17 protein-coding genes are annotated in these 17,425 nt (G+C 66.6%); 9 read left to right on the forward strand and 8 right to left on the reverse strand.

What is annotated here, in order from left to right; genetic code table 11:
* The first annotated feature begins 30 nt into the window (after positions 1 to 30).
* Positions 31 to 516 carry a MarR family winged helix-turn-helix transcriptional regulator gene (locus AC1DJH_RS10500; RefSeq protein ID WP_435486734.1) on the forward strand — a complete coding sequence of 162 codons (486 nt, stop codon included), beginning with the start codon at positions 31 to 33 and terminating at the stop codon, positions 514 to 516.
* Positions 517 to 581: 65 nt separating this feature from the next.
* On the forward strand, positions 582 to 1,256 hold the full coding sequence (locus tag AC1DJH_RS10505) for a response regulator (RefSeq protein ID WP_435437344.1): 675 nt from the start codon (positions 582 to 584) through the stop codon (positions 1,254 to 1,256).
* Between the two features lie 34 nt (positions 1,257 to 1,290).
* Here the strand turns inward: AC1DJH_RS10505 and AC1DJH_RS10510 are convergent, their stop codons facing one another.
* The 3 genes from AC1DJH_RS10510 to AC1DJH_RS10520 form a co-directional block, all read right to left on the reverse strand.
* Positions 1,291 to 2,238, reverse strand: a complete 948-nt coding sequence (locus AC1DJH_RS10510; RefSeq protein WP_472112969.1) for a hypothetical protein — start codon at positions 2,236 to 2,238, stop codon at positions 1,291 to 1,293.
* Positions 2,239 to 2,482: 244 nt separating this feature from the next.
* Positions 2,483 to 3,475, reverse strand: a complete 993-nt coding sequence (locus AC1DJH_RS10515; RefSeq protein WP_478185642.1) for an asparaginase — start codon at positions 3,473 to 3,475, stop codon at positions 2,483 to 2,485.
* Entirely contained in the window at positions 3,476 to 4,795 is a 1,320-nt protein-coding gene (locus tag AC1DJH_RS10520; RefSeq protein ID WP_478185643.1) for an MFS transporter, read from the reverse strand.
* Positions 4,796 to 5,028: 233 nt separating this feature from the next.
* On the opposite strand from AC1DJH_RS10520, the gene AC1DJH_RS10525 reads away from it, so the two are divergent.
* The gene (locus tag AC1DJH_RS10525) at positions 5,029 to 5,928 is read left to right on the forward strand and encodes a LysR substrate-binding domain-containing protein (protein ID WP_478185644.1); all 900 of its coding nucleotides are present in this window, start codon (positions 5,029 to 5,031) and stop codon (positions 5,926 to 5,928) included.
* Between the two features lie 238 nt (positions 5,929 to 6,166).
* Entirely contained in the window at positions 6,167 to 7,609 is a 1,443-nt protein-coding gene (locus AC1DJH_RS10530; protein WP_472112979.1) for a sensor histidine kinase N-terminal domain-containing protein, read from the forward strand.
* Between the two features lie 35 nt (positions 7,610 to 7,644).
* On the opposite strand, the gene AC1DJH_RS10535 is transcribed toward AC1DJH_RS10530, so the two are convergent.
* Genes AC1DJH_RS10535 through AC1DJH_RS10545 form a run of 3 tightly spaced genes read right to left on the reverse strand, consistent with a single transcriptional unit; the run spans position 7,645 to position 9,340 of the window.
* Positions 7,645 to 7,890, reverse strand: a complete 246-nt coding sequence (locus AC1DJH_RS10535; protein ID WP_478185645.1) for a sporulation protein — start codon at positions 7,888 to 7,890, stop codon at positions 7,645 to 7,647.
* 5 nt (positions 7,891 to 7,895) lie between these two features.
* Positions 7,896 to 8,708 (reverse strand): biotin--[acetyl-CoA-carboxylase] ligase, encoded by an 813-nt coding sequence (locus AC1DJH_RS10540; RefSeq protein ID WP_478185646.1) that lies wholly within the window; start codon positions 8,706 to 8,708, stop codon positions 7,896 to 7,898.
* A 2-nt stretch (positions 8,709 to 8,710) separates the two neighbouring features.
* Entirely contained in the window at positions 8,711 to 9,340 is a 630-nt protein-coding gene (locus tag AC1DJH_RS10545; protein WP_478185647.1) for an SET domain-containing protein, read from the reverse strand.
* A gap of 85 nt (positions 9,341 to 9,425) precedes the next feature.
* On the opposite strand from AC1DJH_RS10545, the gene AC1DJH_RS10550 reads away from it, so the two are divergent.
* Complete coding sequence (locus AC1DJH_RS10550) at positions 9,426 to 12,383, forward strand: DNA topoisomerase III (protein WP_478185648.1); 2,958 nt, start codon at positions 9,426 to 9,428, stop codon at positions 12,381 to 12,383.
* A 5-nt stretch (positions 12,384 to 12,388) separates the two neighbouring features.
* A complete protein-coding gene (locus tag AC1DJH_RS10555; RefSeq protein WP_478185649.1) occupies positions 12,389 to 13,369 on the forward strand; it encodes a tripartite tricarboxylate transporter substrate binding protein in 981 nt (326 codons plus the stop codon).
* 64 nt (positions 13,370 to 13,433) lie between these two features.
* Here the strand turns inward: AC1DJH_RS10555 and AC1DJH_RS10560 are convergent, their stop codons facing one another.
* Positions 13,434 to 14,360 (reverse strand): LysR substrate-binding domain-containing protein, encoded by a 927-nt coding sequence (locus AC1DJH_RS10560; protein WP_435486723.1) that lies wholly within the window; start codon positions 14,358 to 14,360, stop codon positions 13,434 to 13,436.
* Between the two features lie 123 nt (positions 14,361 to 14,483).
* On the opposite strand from AC1DJH_RS10560, the gene AC1DJH_RS10565 reads away from it, so the two are divergent.
* The 3 genes from AC1DJH_RS10565 to AC1DJH_RS10575 all read left to right on the forward strand — a co-directional run bounded on the left by AC1DJH_RS10565 (position 14,484) and on the right by AC1DJH_RS10575 (position 16,636).
* Entirely contained in the window at positions 14,484 to 15,446 is a 963-nt protein-coding gene (locus AC1DJH_RS10565) for a tripartite tricarboxylate transporter substrate binding protein BugE (RefSeq protein WP_478185650.1), read from the forward strand.
* A gap of 13 nt (positions 15,447 to 15,459) precedes the next feature.
* The gene (locus tag AC1DJH_RS10570) at positions 15,460 to 16,332 is read left to right on the forward strand and encodes an N-formylglutamate amidohydrolase (protein WP_478185651.1); all 873 of its coding nucleotides are present in this window, start codon (positions 15,460 to 15,462) and stop codon (positions 16,330 to 16,332) included.
* 124 nt (positions 16,333 to 16,456) lie between these two features.
* On the forward strand, positions 16,457 to 16,636 hold the full coding sequence (locus AC1DJH_RS10575; protein WP_478185652.1) for a hypothetical protein: 180 nt from the start codon (positions 16,457 to 16,459) through the stop codon (positions 16,634 to 16,636).
* 13 nt (positions 16,637 to 16,649) lie between these two features.
* On the opposite strand, the gene AC1DJH_RS10580 is transcribed toward AC1DJH_RS10575, so the two are convergent.
* Positions 16,650 to 17,294 (reverse strand): TetR/AcrR family transcriptional regulator, encoded by a 645-nt coding sequence (locus AC1DJH_RS10580; protein WP_478185653.1) that lies wholly within the window; start codon positions 17,292 to 17,294, stop codon positions 16,650 to 16,652.
* Positions 17,295 to 17,425: the final 131 nt, after the last annotated feature.

Below are 17,425 nucleotides of genomic sequence, written 5' to 3' on the forward strand. Positions count from 1 at the left end.
TTTGATCAGTTTGCTTTACCATTTGGCGCCATGTCCGAAGCCGCTTTTCCGCCCGACACCGACGCCTGGCGCCAGACCCACCTGGGCCGCCTGCTCGGCCATGCCATGCGCCGTTTCGACGCGCGCGTGCTCGAACTGATGGCGCACGATGTCGACGTGCCGCTGGCGCTGTCGAACCTCGCGGCGCGCGCGCAGGTGAGCGCGGCGCACATCCACATCACGCGGCACCTGGCGCGCGAGGGCTCGCGCCTGACCGAACTGGCCGAGCGCGCCGGCATGACCAAGCAGGCGATGGGCGCGCTGGTCGACCAGTGCGAGGCCTGGGGCCTGGTCACGCGCGGGCCCGACCCGCTGGACGCGCGGGCGCGGCGCGTGCTGTTCACGGCCGACGGCCTGGCCTGGCTCGACGCCTTCCGAAGCGCGGTGACGCAGGCCGAGCGAGAGTTCAGAAACAGCGTGGGCAACGACATCGCCACCGTGGTAACCATCGGTCTGGAAGCCTATACGGCCGCGTAGACTCCGCCGCAGAGACAAATGTGAACGGCGCCGGCACGGCGCCCGAAACCGGCCGGAGGTGCCTCATGCGGATTCTGATTGCCGAAGACGACCAGGTGCTTGCCGATGCCCTGCTGCGCAGCCTGCGCACCTCGGGCGCGGCGGTCGACCACGTGGCCAACGGTTCGCAGGCCGACACCGCGCTCATGACCCATGACGAGTTCGACCTGCTGATCCTCGACCTCGGGCTGCCCGGCCTGCACGGCATCGAGATCCTCAAGCGCCTGCGCGCGCGCGGCTCGCAACTGCCGGTGCTGGTGCTCACCGCGGCCGACAGCGTGGAAGAACGCGTCAAGGGCCTGGACCACGGCGCCGACGACTACATGGCCAAGCCCTTCAGCCTGCAGGAGCTCGAGGCGCGCGTGCGCGCCCTCACGCGGCGCGGCATGGGCACCACCAGCAACACCATCCGCCACGGCCCGCTGGTGTACGACCAGGGCGGCCGCGTGGCCACCATCGACGGCAAGATGGTCGAGCTGTCGGCGCGCGAACTCGGCCTGCTCGAGGTGCTGCTGCAGCGCGCCGGCCGGCTGGTGAGCAAGGACCAGCTAGTCGACCGCCTGTGCGAATGGGGCGAGGAGGTGAGCCTGAACGCCATCGAGGTGTACATCCACCGCCTGCGCAAGAAGATCGAGAAGGGCCCGGTGCGCATCGCGACGGTGCGCGGGCTGGGCTACTGCCTGGAGAAGATCCCGGGCTGAACCCTTCGGGCCCCTGCGCCTTGGCCGTTGCGCGTTACGGCTGCTTGCGCAGCGCCGCCGACAGGGTTGCACCGGTGGTCGTCTTCACCATGAAGAAGATGCTGCGGAAATAGCCGTTGCTGTCGAAGTTGCCCGCGGGCAGCAGCACGATGGCGGCGGGCCCCGAATAGGGCAATACGGCCGTGAGCTTGCAGGCATCCTTGCCGTCGGCATTGGCATCGACCGCGGTGAACTTCAGGCCGTACATGTTCTTGGAGGTGCCGGGCTGCGCCTGTGCGAGCGTGCCCGAGATGCTGCAGTTGCCGACCTGCACGCCGGCCGTGGTGCCCGTGAACGCGCCCGAGGCGTCGACGTCGATCGACAGGCCCACGCCAAAATTGCGGTCCGGGTTGGCCCACTTGCCGACCACGCTGTCCTGCGTGACCGCCAACGCGTTTTCCTTGATGTAGTCCAGCGGACCGAATGCCGAGGGCTCGCGCGTTCCGTAGGCGTAGGTGCCGCTCATCGTCTTCCTGGGTGCGAAGGTGCCCGAGCCCGTGACGGGCGAGGCCTTGATGAAGTAGTAATTCGTGTCGGGGTTGAAGGACCAGCCGAGGCCGTCGACCTTGATCGATCCCCACATCGTGCCGATGTGATCCTTGCTGGCAATCGATCCGTCGGCGCCGACAAGGGCGACATCGAGCAGCGAGAGGTAGATGCCTTCGCTGTCGTTGCCGGTCTGCGCGGTCGATCCGGGCTGGGGTGCGTCCAACGACGGCATCGGCTCGCTGCCCGGCACCGGATCGCGGTTCGGCGCGGGCGCCGGCGCGGGGGGTGGCGCGGGCGCGGGTGCCGGGGCCGCCGCAGGCAAGACCGGCAGCATGGGCATGCCGCCGCCCTCACCGCCTCCGCCACCCCCTCCACAGCCCGCAAGGCCCGCGACACACACGGACGCGACGATCCACAACGGCTGCACGCAGCCGTTCAATGACTTGTTCTTCATGACTCACTCCCTGATGCTTTTTTGAATTGCAGAAACTGCACGCCGAGACTACAGCCGGGGCCCGCAGGGACGCCGCTGCGCGGGCTCACCACCACACCACTAAGTCACGCCCGGCGGAGATTTCTTGCCTGCCTCCGCGAACGGGGCGACCCGCAGCGGAGGAGGCCGCGGCGCGCCGCTGTGCCACCGCGGTCGACGACAGCCAGCCGACCCTCCGCCGGCGCATGCGGCAAGAAAACCCGCCTCAGCACTGCGCAGCATTGAGCTTCTGAAAGACCTCGCGAACGCTTGTTGCCCCGGCCCCCAGCACAAGCGTCAACAAGATCCTGGATTTCCTCGGGCAGAGAAATCCGGCCATCACCATCCCGTTGGCAGCAAGATCGATTTCTCCGCCCTTGTACCCATAGGTTTTCTCCGCTGTCGGTCCCGCGCCGGTCCTGGAGGACACGACGACCGGCATCTTCCTGGCCACCGCTGCAAGCGCATCGGCCCACTGCACGGACACGTGACCCGCTCCGAATGCCCCGATCACCAAGCCGTCGTAGCCGGCATTCCCGACGTGCTCGATCAAGTCGGTATCGGCGGAAAGAGTGGCCTCGATCAATGCGACCTTCCGTGTGACCCGGGCCGGCGCTGGAAATGTCAACCGTGCAGCTGGCGGGCGGTGATAGCGGATGGCGTCTTCGATCAGCGCCCCGCACGCGCCAAAAATCGGGGACTCGAACGCCGCAACCGACAGGGTGTTGTTCTTGCGAATGCGTTTGGCCTCATGGACCTGATCGTTGAACGCGACCAGCACGCCCCGATGGCGACTTTCCCGCTCCAGGGCGACCAGCGCGGCCGTCCACAGATTGGCCGGGCCATCCGCGCCAGGCTGAGATGCGTTGCGCATCGCGCCTGTCAGAACCAGCGGCTTTTCGCTGTCCCACAGCAGGTCGAGGAAGAACGAGGACTCCTCCAGCGTGTCCGTTCCCTGCAGGATCACCACGCCGTCGGCGCCGCTGGCGACTTGCGTTTTCGCCCACTTCAGTACATCGAGCAGGATCGAGAAATCCAGCGACGCGCTGGGAAGAAGCTGGATGGTCTCGGCCCTGAAGCGCGCAACGCCTGCGAGTTGGGGAACCGTCAACAGCAACTCCTCCACCGAAAGGGTAGGCCTGACGCCGCTGTGCGCGGCCTGCGCCTGCATGCTGACAGTCCCGCCGATGGAGCCGATGGCGATGAGTGGAAGCGTCATTTATCTCGCTCCCTTTGGTCCGGCCATCACGCCCGGACGAACGACCAGCATGGCCAAGGCGCCCACCGCGGCTGCAACGGATGCCGCGACGAACATCGAGTCGTAGCCGTACTTCGCAACCAGCACGCCCGTCAGCGTCGGGGCGAGAACCACGCAGCTGTTGGCGAGGAAATGCGTGATGCCGCTGAAGGTGCCGACCCGGGACGACGGCACCGTGTCGATGACGACGGCCCAGAACACCGCGTTGGGCAGCGCATTCAGGGCATTGCCCAACGTCATCAATGCAATGACTGCCACCGCGCTGTCGGCCATCGAAATGGAGCCGAACACCAGCGCCGTGCAAACGAGCGACGCCGCGGCGAACCAGCTTCTCGCGATCTTGAGGCTGGACGTGCGCCGGTAGAGCCAATCCGAGAGCTTTCCACCCAGCAGGACGGTGAAGCAGGCGCCCACCCAGGGAATCATGCCCAGGTACCACAGCGAAGAAAGGCTGTAGCCGAAGTGGTCCTGCAGGTATTTCGGCGTCCATGTCAGCAGCAGAAAATTGACATAGATGTACGCGCCGTAGCCCAGGGCATTGAAGACGAGCGTGCTGCTGCGGAAAAATTGCCACCAGGGCAGTTCCTTGCCCGAGACGGATGCGCCCGGCTGGTTCTCTTGCTGGCGGCCCGCACGGATCAATGCGAGTTCTTCAGCGCTCACCCGGGGATTTTCCTCGGGGCGGCTCGTGAAGACGCGCATGAAGAAAACGAGGAACAGAAGCCCGCTCACCCCCAGGACGATCAACATCACGCGCCAGCTTCCGGTGAAGACCAGCAGGCCGACGGCAATGGGCGCGGTGAGCAGGGCACCCAACGGGGTGGAAAGCAATCCGATGCTCACCACGAGGCCGCGCTCGCTTTGGGTCGTCCAACTGGAATTGGTCTTGTTGATGATCGAATACGCCGGCCCTTCGGCCAGTCCGAAAAGTATTCGAATGCACGCAAATCCCGCCAAGGCGGACCCACCAAAGAACATCAGGCCGATTTCGCCGGCAAAGGCCGTCGCCACCTCGAAGATCGACCAGGCCACCCCGGCAATGATCCACACCTTTCGCGGCCCGAGGCGGTCCGCCATTGCGCCTCCGAACAGGGCACCGAACATGTAGCCATAGCCGAAATAGCCCATGACAGCGCCCCAGGAGGCCTTGTCCAGGCCGTATTCCCTGATGATGTCTCCAGATGCATATGAAATTGCGCCCCGGTCAACATAGTTGATCAGCGCGAGAACAAACACCATGAAAAATATGGTGTATCTGTAATTTGGCGAACCTGCCTTCATTCCACCGGCCTCCATTTGAAAATCAAGATGAAAATGCCGCGCAATGCCTTCTTCTGGACGTCAATGCGGCTTTGAAAAAGCCGTCATTGTTTCGAACCCTTAATCACACGACAAAAATTAACCATTGCCGTCAATTAAAGGCGAAGAATCACTGAACGCAGCTTGTGTGCGGATTCTAAAAACAGGAACCTGACCCACAATCCACATTTTGGTTTTTTCAATGTGCACACTTCATGAACAATCTGCCGACACCCGAAGATTTGAGGGTGTTTGTCGCCGTGGTTCGAAAAGGCGGTTTTTCTCTTGCGGCAAATGAAATGGGTACGTCGCCCGCCTACATCAGCAAGAGGATCCGCATCCTCGAGGAAATCTTGAATTGCAGGCTTTTTGCACGGACCACGCGCGTGGTGGCCATCACGCAGACAGGGGAGCGCGTCTATCGATGGGCCGAGAAAATACTGAACGACGTGAACCTCCTGTATGAGGAAATATCGGATCACAAACAGCAGCCTCGCGGCCCGATTCGCATCTGCAGCAGCTTCGGGTTTGGCCGAAATCACGTAGGGCCCGCAATTTCATCGCTGATGGACAGATATCCGCTTCTGAGCGTTCGGTTCGAAGTCTTCAGCCACCTTGTGGATCTGGCGGAGCAGGGCTTCGACCTCGACATCAGAATTGGCGACGAAATTTCTCCGCAACTTATTGCGAAGCGCCTTGGAAGCAATCACAGAATTCTCTGCGCCTCACCGTCCTATCTGAAAAAATTTGGCGCGCCCGCTTCCCTTGCGGAATTGGAGCTCCATAAATGCCTGATCATCAAGGAGCGCGACCACCCATTCGGGATCTGGCGTCTTTGTGGTGCAGCCGGAGAAGAATGCGTCAAGGTCAAAGGAAAACTCTCGACGAATCACGGTGAGATAGCGGTTGCCTGGGCTATTGAAGGCCACGGCATCGTGCTGCGGTCGGTATGGGATTTGAATCCCCATATCCGCACTGGCCAGCTGATTCAGGTGCTTCCGGCCTATTCGCAGCCGGCCAATATCTGGGCCGTCTATTCCGAGCGCGCCGACAATTCCGCAAAAATATCCGCAGCGGTCGCGTTTTTTTCGGACTACTTCTCGAAGTTCGAGTGAGGCTTCCCCCTTCGAACTGCAGGCACCGGCGGTGCGAACACATTCGCGCCGCCCTTCGAGCGGATCACGAGCGATGCGGGCGCGTGCACCTGCGTGTCGGTGCGCCCTGGTACTTTTGCATTGCGGAAACTTCGCACCGAAGCTACAACCGGTCGCCCTCCTCAACGGCACGCAGCCCTTGCGGATCGGCACCTTCGCTCATGCGCGTCAGCGTTGTTTCGTCCAGTCAGGAAGCCCCTTGAAGCTCTTTCAGCGCGCCCAGCGTTCTCTTTTCGGCGAAATCCTCGACTGGATGCTCACCCCGCTGCTGCTGCTCGTGCCCGTGAGCATCGGCGTCACCTGGCTGGTGGCACAGGGCATCGCCAACGCACCGTTCGACCGCGCGCTCGAGCACAACGTCAAGGCGCTGGCCGAACTGGTGACGGTGAAGGACGGGCAGACGCAGTTCGTGCTTTCGCAGCCCGCGCGCGAGATCCTTCGCGCCGACAACGCCGGCCACGTGTACTACCAGCTGCTCGATGGTCATGACACGCTGCTCAGCGGCGATCGCGAACTTCCGATGCCCGGCCTGGACGAGCCGCTGCCGCCCGGCCAGGTCTTCCTGCACAACAGCGCCCTGCACGGCAAGGAGGTGCGCGTGGCCTCGCTGTGGATCGCCAGCGGCAGCGACGACGTGCCGCCCACGCTGCTGCAGCTGGCCGAGACGCGCGAGAAGCAGTCGGTGCTGGCGGCCGAGATCATCAAGGGCGTGCTGCTGCCGCAGTTCGCGATATTGCCGCTGGCGGTGCTGTTGATCTGGCTGGCGCTGGTGCGCGGCATCAAGCCGCTGTCGGTGGTGGAGGCGCGCATCCGCGAGCGGCGCCCGGGCGACCTGAGCCCGCTGGACGAATCGTCGGTGCCGCTGGAGGTGGTGCCGCTGGTGTCGTCGGTGAACGAGCTGCTCGACAAGCTCAACGACTCCATCGGCACGCAGAAGCGCTTTCTGGCCGACGCGGCGCACCAGTTGAAGACGCCGCTGGCGGGCCTGCGCATGCAGGCCGACCTGGCGCAGCGCGAAGGCGCCAATGCCGACGAACTGAAGCAGTCGCTCAAGCAGATCGGCCGCGCCAGCAAGCGCGCCACGCACACGGTGAATCAGTTGCTGTCGCTGGCGCGCGCCGAAGGCAACAGCGCCCACGCGCACCACCAGCCCTGCGACCTGGCGCGGCTCACCATCGAGGTGGTGCGCGAGGCCGTGCCGCGCGCGATCGAGAAGCGCATCGACCTGGGCTACGACGGCGCGGAGGCCGGCGCGCCCGGCGTGGTGTTCGACGGCAACGTCACGCTGCTGAAGGAGCTGGTGCGCAACCTGGTGGACAACGCGATCAACTACACGCCCTCGACGCCCGAGCGCCCCGGCCTGATCACCGTGCGCGTGCTGGCCGACCCCTTCGGCCATGTGCAGCTGCTGCAGGTGGAGGACAACGGCCCGGGCATCGCCGAGACCGACCGCGAGCTGGTGTTCGAGCCGTTCTACCGCGTGCTCGGCAACGAGGCCGACGGCTCGGGGCTGGGGTTGCCGATCGTGCGGGAAATTGCCAACCAGCACCGTGCGCGGGTGAAGCTGGAGGATGCGCATCCGGGCAAGCATCCGCCGGGGGCGCTGTTCACGGTGCGCTTCGAGGGCGAAGCGGCGCCTTGAGCCGCGGCGTCAGGGCGAGGGCGCTTGGGCTGGCGTCAGGGCGAGGGCGCCGGGGCTGGCGCCGAGGCGGGCGCGGGTGTCGATGCGGTCGCGGCCGCGGCCGGCTTGACGTCCTTGCGGATCTGCAGCCACTCGGGGTGGATCTGGCGCGCAACACGCTGCGGCTCGCGTTCGTAGAGGCTCGCGGGCGCCAGGCCGAAGCCTGCGAGATCGCCGCGCGTCCACAGGAAGTAGCCGGCGTTGGCCAGCAGCAAGACGACGAGCAGCGCGCGCAGCTTCATGCCGGTCAGAAGGCCATGCCGCGAGGGCGCACGCTCACTTCGTCGCTGGAGATCAGCTGCAGGCCGGCGTCGGTGCGCACCTGCAGCTCACCGCCCCAGGCCACGCCTTCGCACAGGCCGGCGGTGCCGTCGCTGAGCACCACCTCGCGCCCGCGCAGCACGTCGCGCGCGGCAAAACGTTCGGCGAAGGGGGCGAAGCCGCGGGCCTCGAACTCGCGCACGCTGCGCACCAGCGGCTCGGCCAGTTCGCCCAGCACTTCGGGTGCGCTGGCGTCGGGACGCCACTGGCGCAGCCACGCGGGCGGCGTGCGCATGCCGTCGGCTTCGCGCGGGCCGATGTTGATGCCGATGCCGATCACCACGTAGCGCTGCGCACCGGGTCTGCCGGCGTGCGGCATTGCGGTTTCGATGAGGATGCCGACCAGCTTGCGGTCGTTCACCCAGATGTCGTTGGGCCACTTGAGGCCGATCCCGTGCTCGCCCGACGGGTCGAGGCTTTCGGCCACGCTGACGCCCACGGCAAGCGACAGGCCCGACCAGTCGGCCGGTGCGAGAGGCAGGCCAAGCGAGAACAGGAGCGACGTCTGCTCCCGGCTCTGTTGCTCGCTCTGCCAGGCGCGGCCAAGGCGGCCGCGGCCCGCGGTCTGGTGCTCGGCCACCAGCAGCACCGGCTCGACGCGGCCGGCGCGCGCGCGGCGCATGAGCTCGGTGTTGGTGGAATCGATCTCGGCCACGGCCTCGACCGCGAACCCGGGCAGCAGCGGCGCCACCGCAGCGGCGATCCGGTCCTCGTGCCAGGCAGCCGTGGTGTTGCCCATGCTCAGCCCTTGTCGGACTTGTCCTTTTCGGACTTCTTTTTCCCGTCTTTTTTCTCAGCCTTCTTGTCGGCTTTCTTGTCGGCCTTCTTGGCTTCCTTCTTCTCGGCCTTCTTCTTTTCAGCCTTCTTCTTGGCTTTCTTCTTCTTTTTCTTTTCCTCGTCCTCATCCTTGGGTGTCAAGAGCGTGCCGCGGCACTCTTCGGAGCCGCACCAGCAAGGAAACTCCGACAGCAGCTTGGGCGTGTACGGCTCGTCGATGATCAGGCCGTAGTCGTAATTGAGCTCTTCGCCTGCAGCAATGTTGCGCAGCGCCTTGATATAAACGCGCCCATCGACTTCGTCGGCCTCGCAGTTCGGTTCGCACGAGTGGTTGATCCAGCGTGCGTCGTTGCCCTTGACGTTGCCGTCGATCACACGCCCGTCATCGATGTGGAAGTAGAACGTGTGGTTCGGCTGGGCGGGGTCGTGCGGATGGCGGCGCAGCGCCTCCTTCCAGTTGATGACTTCGCCCTTGTATTCGATCAGCGTTTCGCCTTCGGCCAGGTCCTGCACGGCGAAGACGCCGTTGCCGTGGACATCGGAGCGGCGCATCTGAATTCGGCGGCCGCCGGAAATGGGGGTTTTGGAAGGCATTGCCGAAGTCTGTTAGTTTGAATGTGCACACATGCGCGTGTACGCGTGCGCACGCGGGAAGCCGCACAGTATAGAGAGCCCTTAGATGACAAAGACGTTGGTAATCGCAGAAAAGCCGTCGGTGGCACAGGACATCGTCCGTGCCCTCACGCCGGTGGCCGGCAAATTCGACAAACATGACGAGCACTTCGAGAACGACAGCTACGTCGTGACCAGCGCCGTCGGTCACCTGGTCGAAATCCAGGCGCCCGAGGAGTTCGACGTGAAGCGGGGCAAGTGGAGCTTTGCCAACCTCCCCGTGATTCCGCCGCACTTCGACCTCAAGCCGGTCGACAAGACGAAGACGCGCCTGAACGCGGTGGTCAAGCAGGCCAAGCGCAAGGACGTGACGCAGCTCATCAACGCCTGCGACGCGGGCCGCGAGGGCGAGCTGATCTTCCGCCTGATCGAGCAGTACGCCGGCGGCAAGACCGGGCTGAACAAGCCGGTCAAGCGCCTGTGGCTGCAGTCGATGACGCCGCAGGCCATCCGCGAGGGCTTCGATGCGCTTCGCACCGAAAAGCAGATGCAGGGCCTGGCCGACGCCGCGCGCTCGCGCTCCGAGGCCGACTGGCTGGTGGGCATCAACGGCACGCGCGCCATGACCGCGTTCAATTCGCGCGACGGCGGTTTCTTCCTCACGACCGTGGGCCGCGTGCAGACGCCGACCTTGTCCGTCGTCGTGGAGCGCGAGGAGCAGATCCGCAAGTTCGTCTCGCGCAACTATTGGGAAGTGCACGGCAGCTTCGCCGCCGAGGCCGGCGCGTACCCCGGCAAGTGGTTCAACCCCGACTGGAAGAAGGCCAACGCGCCGCTGCAGGCCAACGGCGAGCCCGACCCCGAGCAGCGCGCGGACCGCGTGTGGAACGAGCAGGAAGCGCTGGCCATCGCCAACGCCGCGCGCGGCAAGCCCGCCACGGTCACCGAAGAAAGCAAGCCCACCACGCAGGCTTCGCCGGGCCTGTTCGACCTGACCTCGCTGCAGCGCGAGGCCAACGGCCGCTTCGGCTTCAGCGCCAAGACCACGCTCGCGCTGGCGCAGAGCCTGTACGAACGCCACAAGGCGCTGACCTACCCGCGTACCGATTCGCGTGCGCTGCCGGAGGACTATCTGCCGGTGGTCAAGGACACCATGGCCATGATCGCCGACAGCGGCATGAAGCACCTGGCGCCGTTCGCCAAGCAGGCGGTCGACGGCAACTACGTCAAGCCCAACAAGCGCATCTTCGACAACGCCAAGGTGTCGGATCACTTTGCCATCATCCCCACCCTGCAGGCCCCCAGCGGCCTGAGCGACGCCGAGCAGAAGCTCTACGACTTCGTGGTGCGCCGCTTCATGTCGGTGTTCTTCCCGAGCGCCGAGCACCAGGTGACCACGCGCATCAGCACGGTGGAGCAGGGCGGCAAGAAGTACCCGTTCCGCACCGACGGCAAGGTGCTGGTCAAGCCGGGCTGGCTCGCGATCTACGGCAAGGAAGCCCAGGACGACGAGAAGGAAGACGACAAGGACGGCAAGCGCCTCGTGCCGGTGAAGCCGGGCGAGATCGTGCAGACCGAATCGGCCGACATCAAGGGCCTGAAGACACGCCCACCCGCGCGCTATTCCGAAGCCACGCTGCTCGGCGCCATGGAAGGCGCGGGCAAGACCATCGACGACGACGAACTGCGCGAAGCCATGCAGGAGAAGGGCCTGGGCACGCCCGCCACGCGCGCGGCCACCATCGAAGGCCTGATCGCCGAGAAATACATGCTGCGCGAAGGCCGCGAGCTCATTCCCACGGCCAAGGCGTTCCAGCTCATGACGCTGCTGCGCGGCCTGGGCGTGGAAGAGCTCTCCAAGGCCGAGCTCACGGGCGAGTGGGAATACAAGCTCGCGCAGATGGAGAAGGGCGCGCTCAGCCGCGACGCCTTCATGCGCGAGATCGCCGCGATGACCGAGCACATCGTCAAGAAGGCCAAGGAGTACGACCGCGACACCGTGCCGGGCGACTACTCGACGCTGCAGACGCCGTGCCCCAATTGCGGCGGCGTGGTGAAGGAAAACTACCGCCGCTATGCCTGCACCGGCAAGAGCGGCACGGGCGAGGACGCCTGCGGCTTCTCGTTCGGCAAGTCGCCGGCCGGGCGCACCTTCGAGGTGGCCGAGGCCGAGGCGCTGCTGCGCGACAAGCACATCGGCCCGATCGACGGCTTCCGCTCCAAGGCCGGCTGGCCCTTCACCTCCGAGATCGTCATCAAGTACGACGAGGAGGCGAAGAACTGGAAGCTGGAGTTCGACTTCGGCGACGACAAGAACGCCGAGAGCGGCGAGATCGTCGACTTCAGCGAGCAGGACACCGTGGGCCCGTGCCCGGTGTGCGGCGCGCCGGTGTTCGAGCACGGCAGCAACTATGTGTGCGAAAAGTCGGTGCCCACCAACGCGCAGCCCACGCCGAGCTGCACCTTCAAGACCGGCAAGATCATCCTGCAGCAGCCGGTGGAGCGCGCGCAGATGGAAAAGCTGCTCGCCACCGGCAAGACCGACCTGCTCGACAAGTTCGTGAGCATGCGCACGCGCCGTGCCTTCAAGGCCTTCCTGACGTGGAACGCCGAAGAGGGCAAGGTGACCTTCGAGTTCGCGCCGCGCGAGGGCGGCAGCAAGTTCCCGCCGCGCAAGACCTTCGGCAAGCCGGCGGCCAAGACCGCGGCCGCCAAGAAGGTGGCCGCCAAGAAGACGCCCGCGGCCAAGAAGGCACCGGCCGCGAAGAAGGCTGCGGCACCCCGCAAGCCGGGCGCGGGCCTCAAGCCCAGCGACTCGCTGGCCGCGGTGATCGGCGCCGATCCGGTGGCGCGCACCGAGGTCATCAAGAAGCTGTGGGACTACATCAAGGCCAACGGCCTGCAGGACGCGACCAACAAGCGCGCGATCAATGCCGACGCCAAGTTGAAGCCGGTGTTCGGCAAGGACCAGGTCACGATGTTCGAACTCGCGGGCATCGTGGGCAAGCACCTCTCGGCGCTGTGAGCCGCATGCAGCGCCGTCACTTCGCCACCCTGGCCGCGGCCGCGATGCTGCTGGCCGCCACGGGCGCGGCGCAGGCCGCCGCCTGGCCCGACAGGCCGATCAAGCTCGTGGTGCCCTTCCCGCCCGGGCAGGCCACCGACATCTTCGCCCGCGCGGTGGCCGAGCAGCTCGGCAAGCGGTTGGGCCAGCCGGTGATCATCGACAACAAGGCCGGCGCCGGCAGCAACATCGGCACCGAGTTCGTGGTGCGTTCGGCGCCCGACGGCTACACGCTGGTGGTGGCGGGCAGCGCGATGGCGGTGAACCAGACGCTCTACGCCAAGCCGGGCTTCGACCCCAGAAAGGACCTGGTCGGCATCTCGCTGGTCGCCAAGGTGCCGCTGGTGTTCCTGGCCACGCCCGAGAGCGGCATGCGCACGCTGGCCGACCTGACCGCGCGCGCCAAGGCCGAGCCCGGGCGCCTGAGCTATGCGAGCGCCGGCATCGGTGGCACGCAGCACCTGTCGGGCGAGATGTACAAGGCGGCGGCGCATGTGTTCATCACGCACATTCCCTACCGCGGCAGCGGGCCGGCGCAGTCGGACTTCCTGGGCAACCAGGTACCGTTGATGATCGATTCGGTGACGGCCGCGCTGCCGCACATCAAGTCGGGCAAGGCGGTGGCGCTGGCCGTGACCTCGGCCACGCGCTCGTCGCAGCTGCCCGAGGTGCCCGCGGTGCGCGAGACCGGCGTGCCGGGCACCGCGAATTTCGAGGCCGTGGGCTGGCTCGGCCTGATGGCGCCGCGCGGCACGCCGGCGGACATCGTCGAGCGCCTGAACCACGAGGTGACCGACATCCTGAAGGGCGAGCAGATGGCGCGCTTCATCCGCGAGCGCGGCTCCGAGCCCGCCCCCACGACGCCGGCCGAGTTCGACCGCTTCGTGGCGAGCGAGATCGGGGTCTGGGGTGCGGCGGTGAAGGCCTCGGGCGCCAAGCCCGAGTAACCACGACAAGGGCAGGGCGCGGGCCCCTTGCCGCGTCCTGCCGCACCTTGCCGCTGTCACGCCGTCACGCCGGCGCGGCGGTCAACGCGTCCTTGCCCCGGTCGACCTCGGCCAGCAGCCAGCTGCGGAAATGGTCGAGCGTGGCCAACTGGCCCCGCCCTTCGGGGTAGCAGAACCAGTAGCCCTGGCCGCCGCGGTAGCCGCCGCCGGGCAGCGGCTCGTCCACCAGCCCCGAGGCGATCTCGTCCTGCACCAGGCAGCGCGGCACCAGCGCCACGCCCATGCCCACCATCACGGCGCGGATCATGGTCTGGAACTGGTCGAACTGCGGGCCGGCGAGCGGGTCGAGCCCGCGCACGCCGTGCGCCTCGCTCCATTGCAGCCACGACTGCGGCACCGTCACGTGGCGCAGCAGCGTGCAGCGCGCCACGTCCTGCGGCGAGCGGATGACCACCTCGGCCTGCGCCGCGCGCGGTGCGATCAGCGCCACGTCCTGTCCGGCGAGGTAGTGCGAACGAGCGCCGGGCCAGTGGCCGTCGCCGAAAAGAATGGCGCAGTCGAGTTCGGGCCGTTCGAAGTCGTAGCCGTGCACGAAGGGCACGAAATGCAGCGTGATCTGCGGATGCAGGCGCTGGAAATCGGGCAGCCGCGGAATCAGCCACTTGGCGCCGAAGGTGGGCAGGGTCGACAGGTGCAGCGCGCCACCGCCGTCGCCGCTGGTGATGAGTTCCAGCGTGGCCGCCTCCAGCTGCGCGAGCGTGGCGCGCACCGCCTTCTCGTAGCGCTCGCCGGCGGGCGTGAGTGCCAGGCGCTTGCGGCTGCGCTCGAACAGCGGCGCGCCGATCCAGCGCTCGAGCTCCTGCACCTGCTTGCTGACGGCGCCCTGCGTGAGGTGCAGCGCTTCGGCCGCTCGCGAGACGCCGCCGAAGCGCACCACGGTCGAAAAGGCGCGCAGCAGATTCAGGGGAGGGTTGAGACGGCGCAGCGACATGGCAAGGACCTTGAAGGATCGCGATTAAAACATTCCGAATCGGAATATTAGCGGGTATATCCTTTGCTTCAAGTGAGGTGGCAAATCGCTTCTTCACCCTCAATGCACATTGGAATACACCCCATGCAACGTCGTCATTTCATTTCCACGCTGGCTGCCGCTTCTATCCTTCCAGGAATATCCTTTGCCCAAGGCAAGCCGATCCGTCTGGTCGTGCCCTTCCCGCCCGGCGGCGCCACCGACATCACGGCCCGCGTGCTCGGCGAGCCCATTGCCAAGATCCTGCAGCAGCCCGTGGTCATCGACAACCGCGCCGGCGCCGGCGGCTCCATCGGCATGGCCGAGCTGGCCCGCGCCACGCCGGACGGCCTGAGCTTCGGCATTGCCACGCTGTCCACGCACGGCGTGAACCCGGCCGTGTACCAGAAGCTGCCGTACGACCCGATCAAGGGTTTCACCGCCGTGACCGAGATCGTCAAGGCGCCGGGCGTGATCGTCATCAACCCCGCCAAGCTGCCGGTCGCCAACTTCGCCGAACTGGTGAAGTACCTGAAGGCCAACCCGGGCAAGGTGTCGTACGCCTCGCCGGGCAACGGCACCATCGGCCACATGTGGGGCGAGCTGTTCAAGAGCAGCACCGGAACCTCGATGGTGCACATCCCCTACCGCGGTGCGGGCCCGGCCATCAACGACGTGCTCGCGGGCGAAGTGCCGGTGTACTTCGACCAGGTGGCCTCGTCGCTGCCGCACGTGAAGTCGGGCAAGCTGAAGGCGCTGGCCGTGTCCTGGACCGGCCGCCTCGACGTGCTGCCCGACGTGCCGACCTACGGCGAGCTCGGCTACCCGGCGAACAACGACCCGTCGTGGTTCGGCATGATCGCGCCCGCCGGCACGCCGGCCGACCTGGTGCTGCGCATGCAGCAGGCCGTGGCCACCGCGCTGAAGGACGCCTCGGTGCGCGAGCGCCTCGCGCTGCAGGGCCTGTACGCCTCGGGCACCACGCCGGCCCAGTTCACCAAGCAGATCGCCAGCGAGATCGACAAGATGAAGAAGGTGGCCGAATTCGCGCGCGTCCGACTGGACTGAGCCGCACCTGCCTATGCATCCAGTCCTGAAACTGATCCAAAACCGCGCCCAGGTGACCAGCGTCGCCGGGCACACGCCGCTGGTGCTGGACTCCCCGCACAGCGGCACCGTCTACCCCGAGGACTTCGGCACGGTGCGCGAACTCGCGACGCTGCGCCGGGCCGAGGACACGCACGTGGAGAAGCTCTACGCCTTCGCGCCCGACCTGGGCGCGGCCTGGGTGGAGGCGCACTTTCCGCGCAGCTACCTCGACGCCAACCGCGACACGACCGAGATCGACACCACGATGCTCGACGGCGAATGGACCGACCCGGTCTCCACCGACCCGCGCGTGCTGTCGAAGGTGCGCCTGGGCAAGGGCCTGATCTGGAAGCTGACCGACGAGGGCCTGCCGATCTACGACCGGCAGTTGCCGGTCGACGAGGTGCGCCGGCGCATCGACAGCTGCTGGCGCCCGTACCACGCGGCCGTGGCGCAGGCGGTGGACGAGGCGCATGCGCGCCACGGCTACGCCATCCACATCAACTGCCACTCGATGCCGGCCATCGCGGCCAGCCACGCGACCGACTTTCCGGGGCTGGCGCATGCCGACTTCGTGATCGGCGACCGCGACGGCAGCACGGCCGACCCGGCGCTGTCGCGCAAGATCTGCGAGCACCTGCGCGGCCTGGGCTACAGCGTGGACTACAACCACCCCTACAAGGGCGTGGAACTGGTGCGCCGCAACGGCAACCCGGCGGCGAACCGGCACAGCATCCAGGTGGAGATCAACCGCAAGCTCTATATGGACGAGGCCACGCTGGCGCTGGACGAAGCCGGCGCGGCACGGCTGCAGGCGCACCTGCAGTCGATGGTCGAGATGCTGCTGGCCACGGACCCGCGCTGACGGCGATGCGGCCGGGCCCGGCTGCAACAACCCTGCCCCCGGCAGGCTTGTTGCCGGCGGGGCGGGCCGCCGTCCGGCCTATAGTGAACCGCTCGCGTCCACCCACCCCCTTTTGGAGTTTTCTGTGAAGCCATTCATTGCTGCCGTGTTCGTGATCGCCGTGGGCGCGCTGGTGTCGGGCTGCGCGGGCACGGGGTCGGCCGGCAGCGGCGCGAACGCATCGGGCGCGACCGGCGGCAGCGGCATCACGGTGTTCGGCACCATCGACGCCGGCGTGAGCAACACGACGAACAAGTCGCGCTGACACGCCCGGCCGCTCAGGCCACGCCGGCCAGGTAGCCGTGCAACGCGCCACGCAGCTGCCGTGACAGCGCCTGCAGGTCGGGCCGCCCGCCGGTGCCGATGTACGTGTGCGCCACCAGGCCGTAGAGGAGGGTCTGGCACACGCGGGCCATCTCCTTCTTCTCGATGCCTTTCCTGCAGCCGTCGGCCGCCAGGTCGCCGGCGGCGTCGAGCGCACCCACCCACTCGCCCACGAAGCGGTCGTACATCTTTCGGTAGGCCTCGGGGCTGGAGAGATGGCGCTCCAGCAGGTAGTGCGCGCCCCAGGCCAGCGGCTGCTCGCGGTGGGCGTCGAGCTGCGCATCGATCACCGCGTCCACGATCTCGCGCAGCGGCCGGCCCGCATGCGCGGCGATCGCCGCGCGCATGCCCAGCAGCAGCGCCTTGGAGCGCAGGTGCAGGCACACGCGCGCGAGGTCGTCCTTGTTCTCGAAGTACTCGTAGAAGCTGCCGAGCCCCGTGCCGGCCACGGCCGCGATCTCGCGGATGGTGACTGCCGCGTAGCCCTTCTCGACCCAAAGCCGAACAAAGGCCTCCTGCAGCGCCTGCGAGGTGTGGCGCGCGCGGGACTGGCGCGGCTTTCTCCTCGGGGCGGCGGCCGCGGCGCGAGGGCTTGTCATGCGCACCGAACCCGAACACCCTGCGGGCGTGTTGTTCCTAGAATTTTCGAACCCATCGAACGGATTCTGCAGTGGCCTTGCGCGAAAGGGCGCCGCCTGAACCTTTCCGGAGCTTCTTCTCCGATACAGCC

The sequence above is a fragment of the Variovorax sp. 10N412 genome (assembly GCF_056394985.1).

Excerpts from the sequence above, each read along its gene's own strand:
- AC1DJH_RS10510 (WP_472112969.1), bottom strand. The coding sequence starts at position 2,238 with ATGAAGAACAAGTCATTGAACGGCTGCGTGCAGCCGTTGTGGATCGTC.
- AC1DJH_RS10540 (WP_478185646.1), bottom strand. The coding sequence starts at position 8,708 with ATGGGCAACACCACGGCTGCCTGGCACGAGGACCGGATCGCCGCTGCG.
- AC1DJH_RS10500 (WP_435486734.1), top strand. The coding sequence starts at position 31 with ATGTCCGAAGCCGCTTTTCCGCCCGACACCGACGCCTGGCGCCAGACC.
- AC1DJH_RS10565 (WP_478185650.1), top strand. The coding sequence starts at position 14,484 with ATGCAACGTCGTCATTTCATTTCCACGCTGGCTGCCGCTTCTATCCTT.
- AC1DJH_RS10570 (WP_478185651.1), top strand. The coding sequence starts at position 15,460 with ATGCATCCAGTCCTGAAACTGATCCAAAACCGCGCCCAGGTGACCAGC.
- AC1DJH_RS10560 (WP_435486723.1), bottom strand. The coding sequence starts at position 14,360 with ATGTCGCTGCGCCGTCTCAACCCTCCCCTGAATCTGCTGCGCGCCTTT.
- AC1DJH_RS10515 (WP_478185642.1), bottom strand. The coding sequence starts at position 3,475 with ATGACGCTTCCACTCATCGCCATCGGCTCCATCGGCGGGACTGTCAGC.
- AC1DJH_RS10580 (WP_478185653.1), bottom strand. The coding sequence starts at position 17,294 with ATGACAAGCCCTCGCGCCGCGGCCGCCGCCCCGAGGAGAAAGCCGCGC.
- AC1DJH_RS10545 (WP_478185647.1), bottom strand. The coding sequence starts at position 9,340 with ATGCCTTCCAAAACCCCCATTTCCGGCGGCCGCCGAATTCAGATGCGC.
- AC1DJH_RS10550 (WP_478185648.1), top strand. The coding sequence starts at position 9,426 with ATGACAAAGACGTTGGTAATCGCAGAAAAGCCGTCGGTGGCACAGGAC.
- AC1DJH_RS10525 (WP_478185644.1), top strand. The coding sequence starts at position 5,029 with ATGAACAATCTGCCGACACCCGAAGATTTGAGGGTGTTTGTCGCCGTG.
- AC1DJH_RS10555 (WP_478185649.1), top strand. The coding sequence starts at position 12,389 with ATGCAGCGCCGTCACTTCGCCACCCTGGCCGCGGCCGCGATGCTGCTG.
- AC1DJH_RS10535 (WP_478185645.1), bottom strand. The coding sequence starts at position 7,890 with ATGAAGCTGCGCGCGCTGCTCGTCGTCTTGCTGCTGGCCAACGCCGGC.
- AC1DJH_RS10505 (WP_435437344.1), top strand. The coding sequence starts at position 582 with ATGCGGATTCTGATTGCCGAAGACGACCAGGTGCTTGCCGATGCCCTG.
- AC1DJH_RS10520 (WP_478185643.1), bottom strand. The coding sequence starts at position 4,795 with ATGAAGGCAGGTTCGCCAAATTACAGATACACCATATTTTTCATGGTG.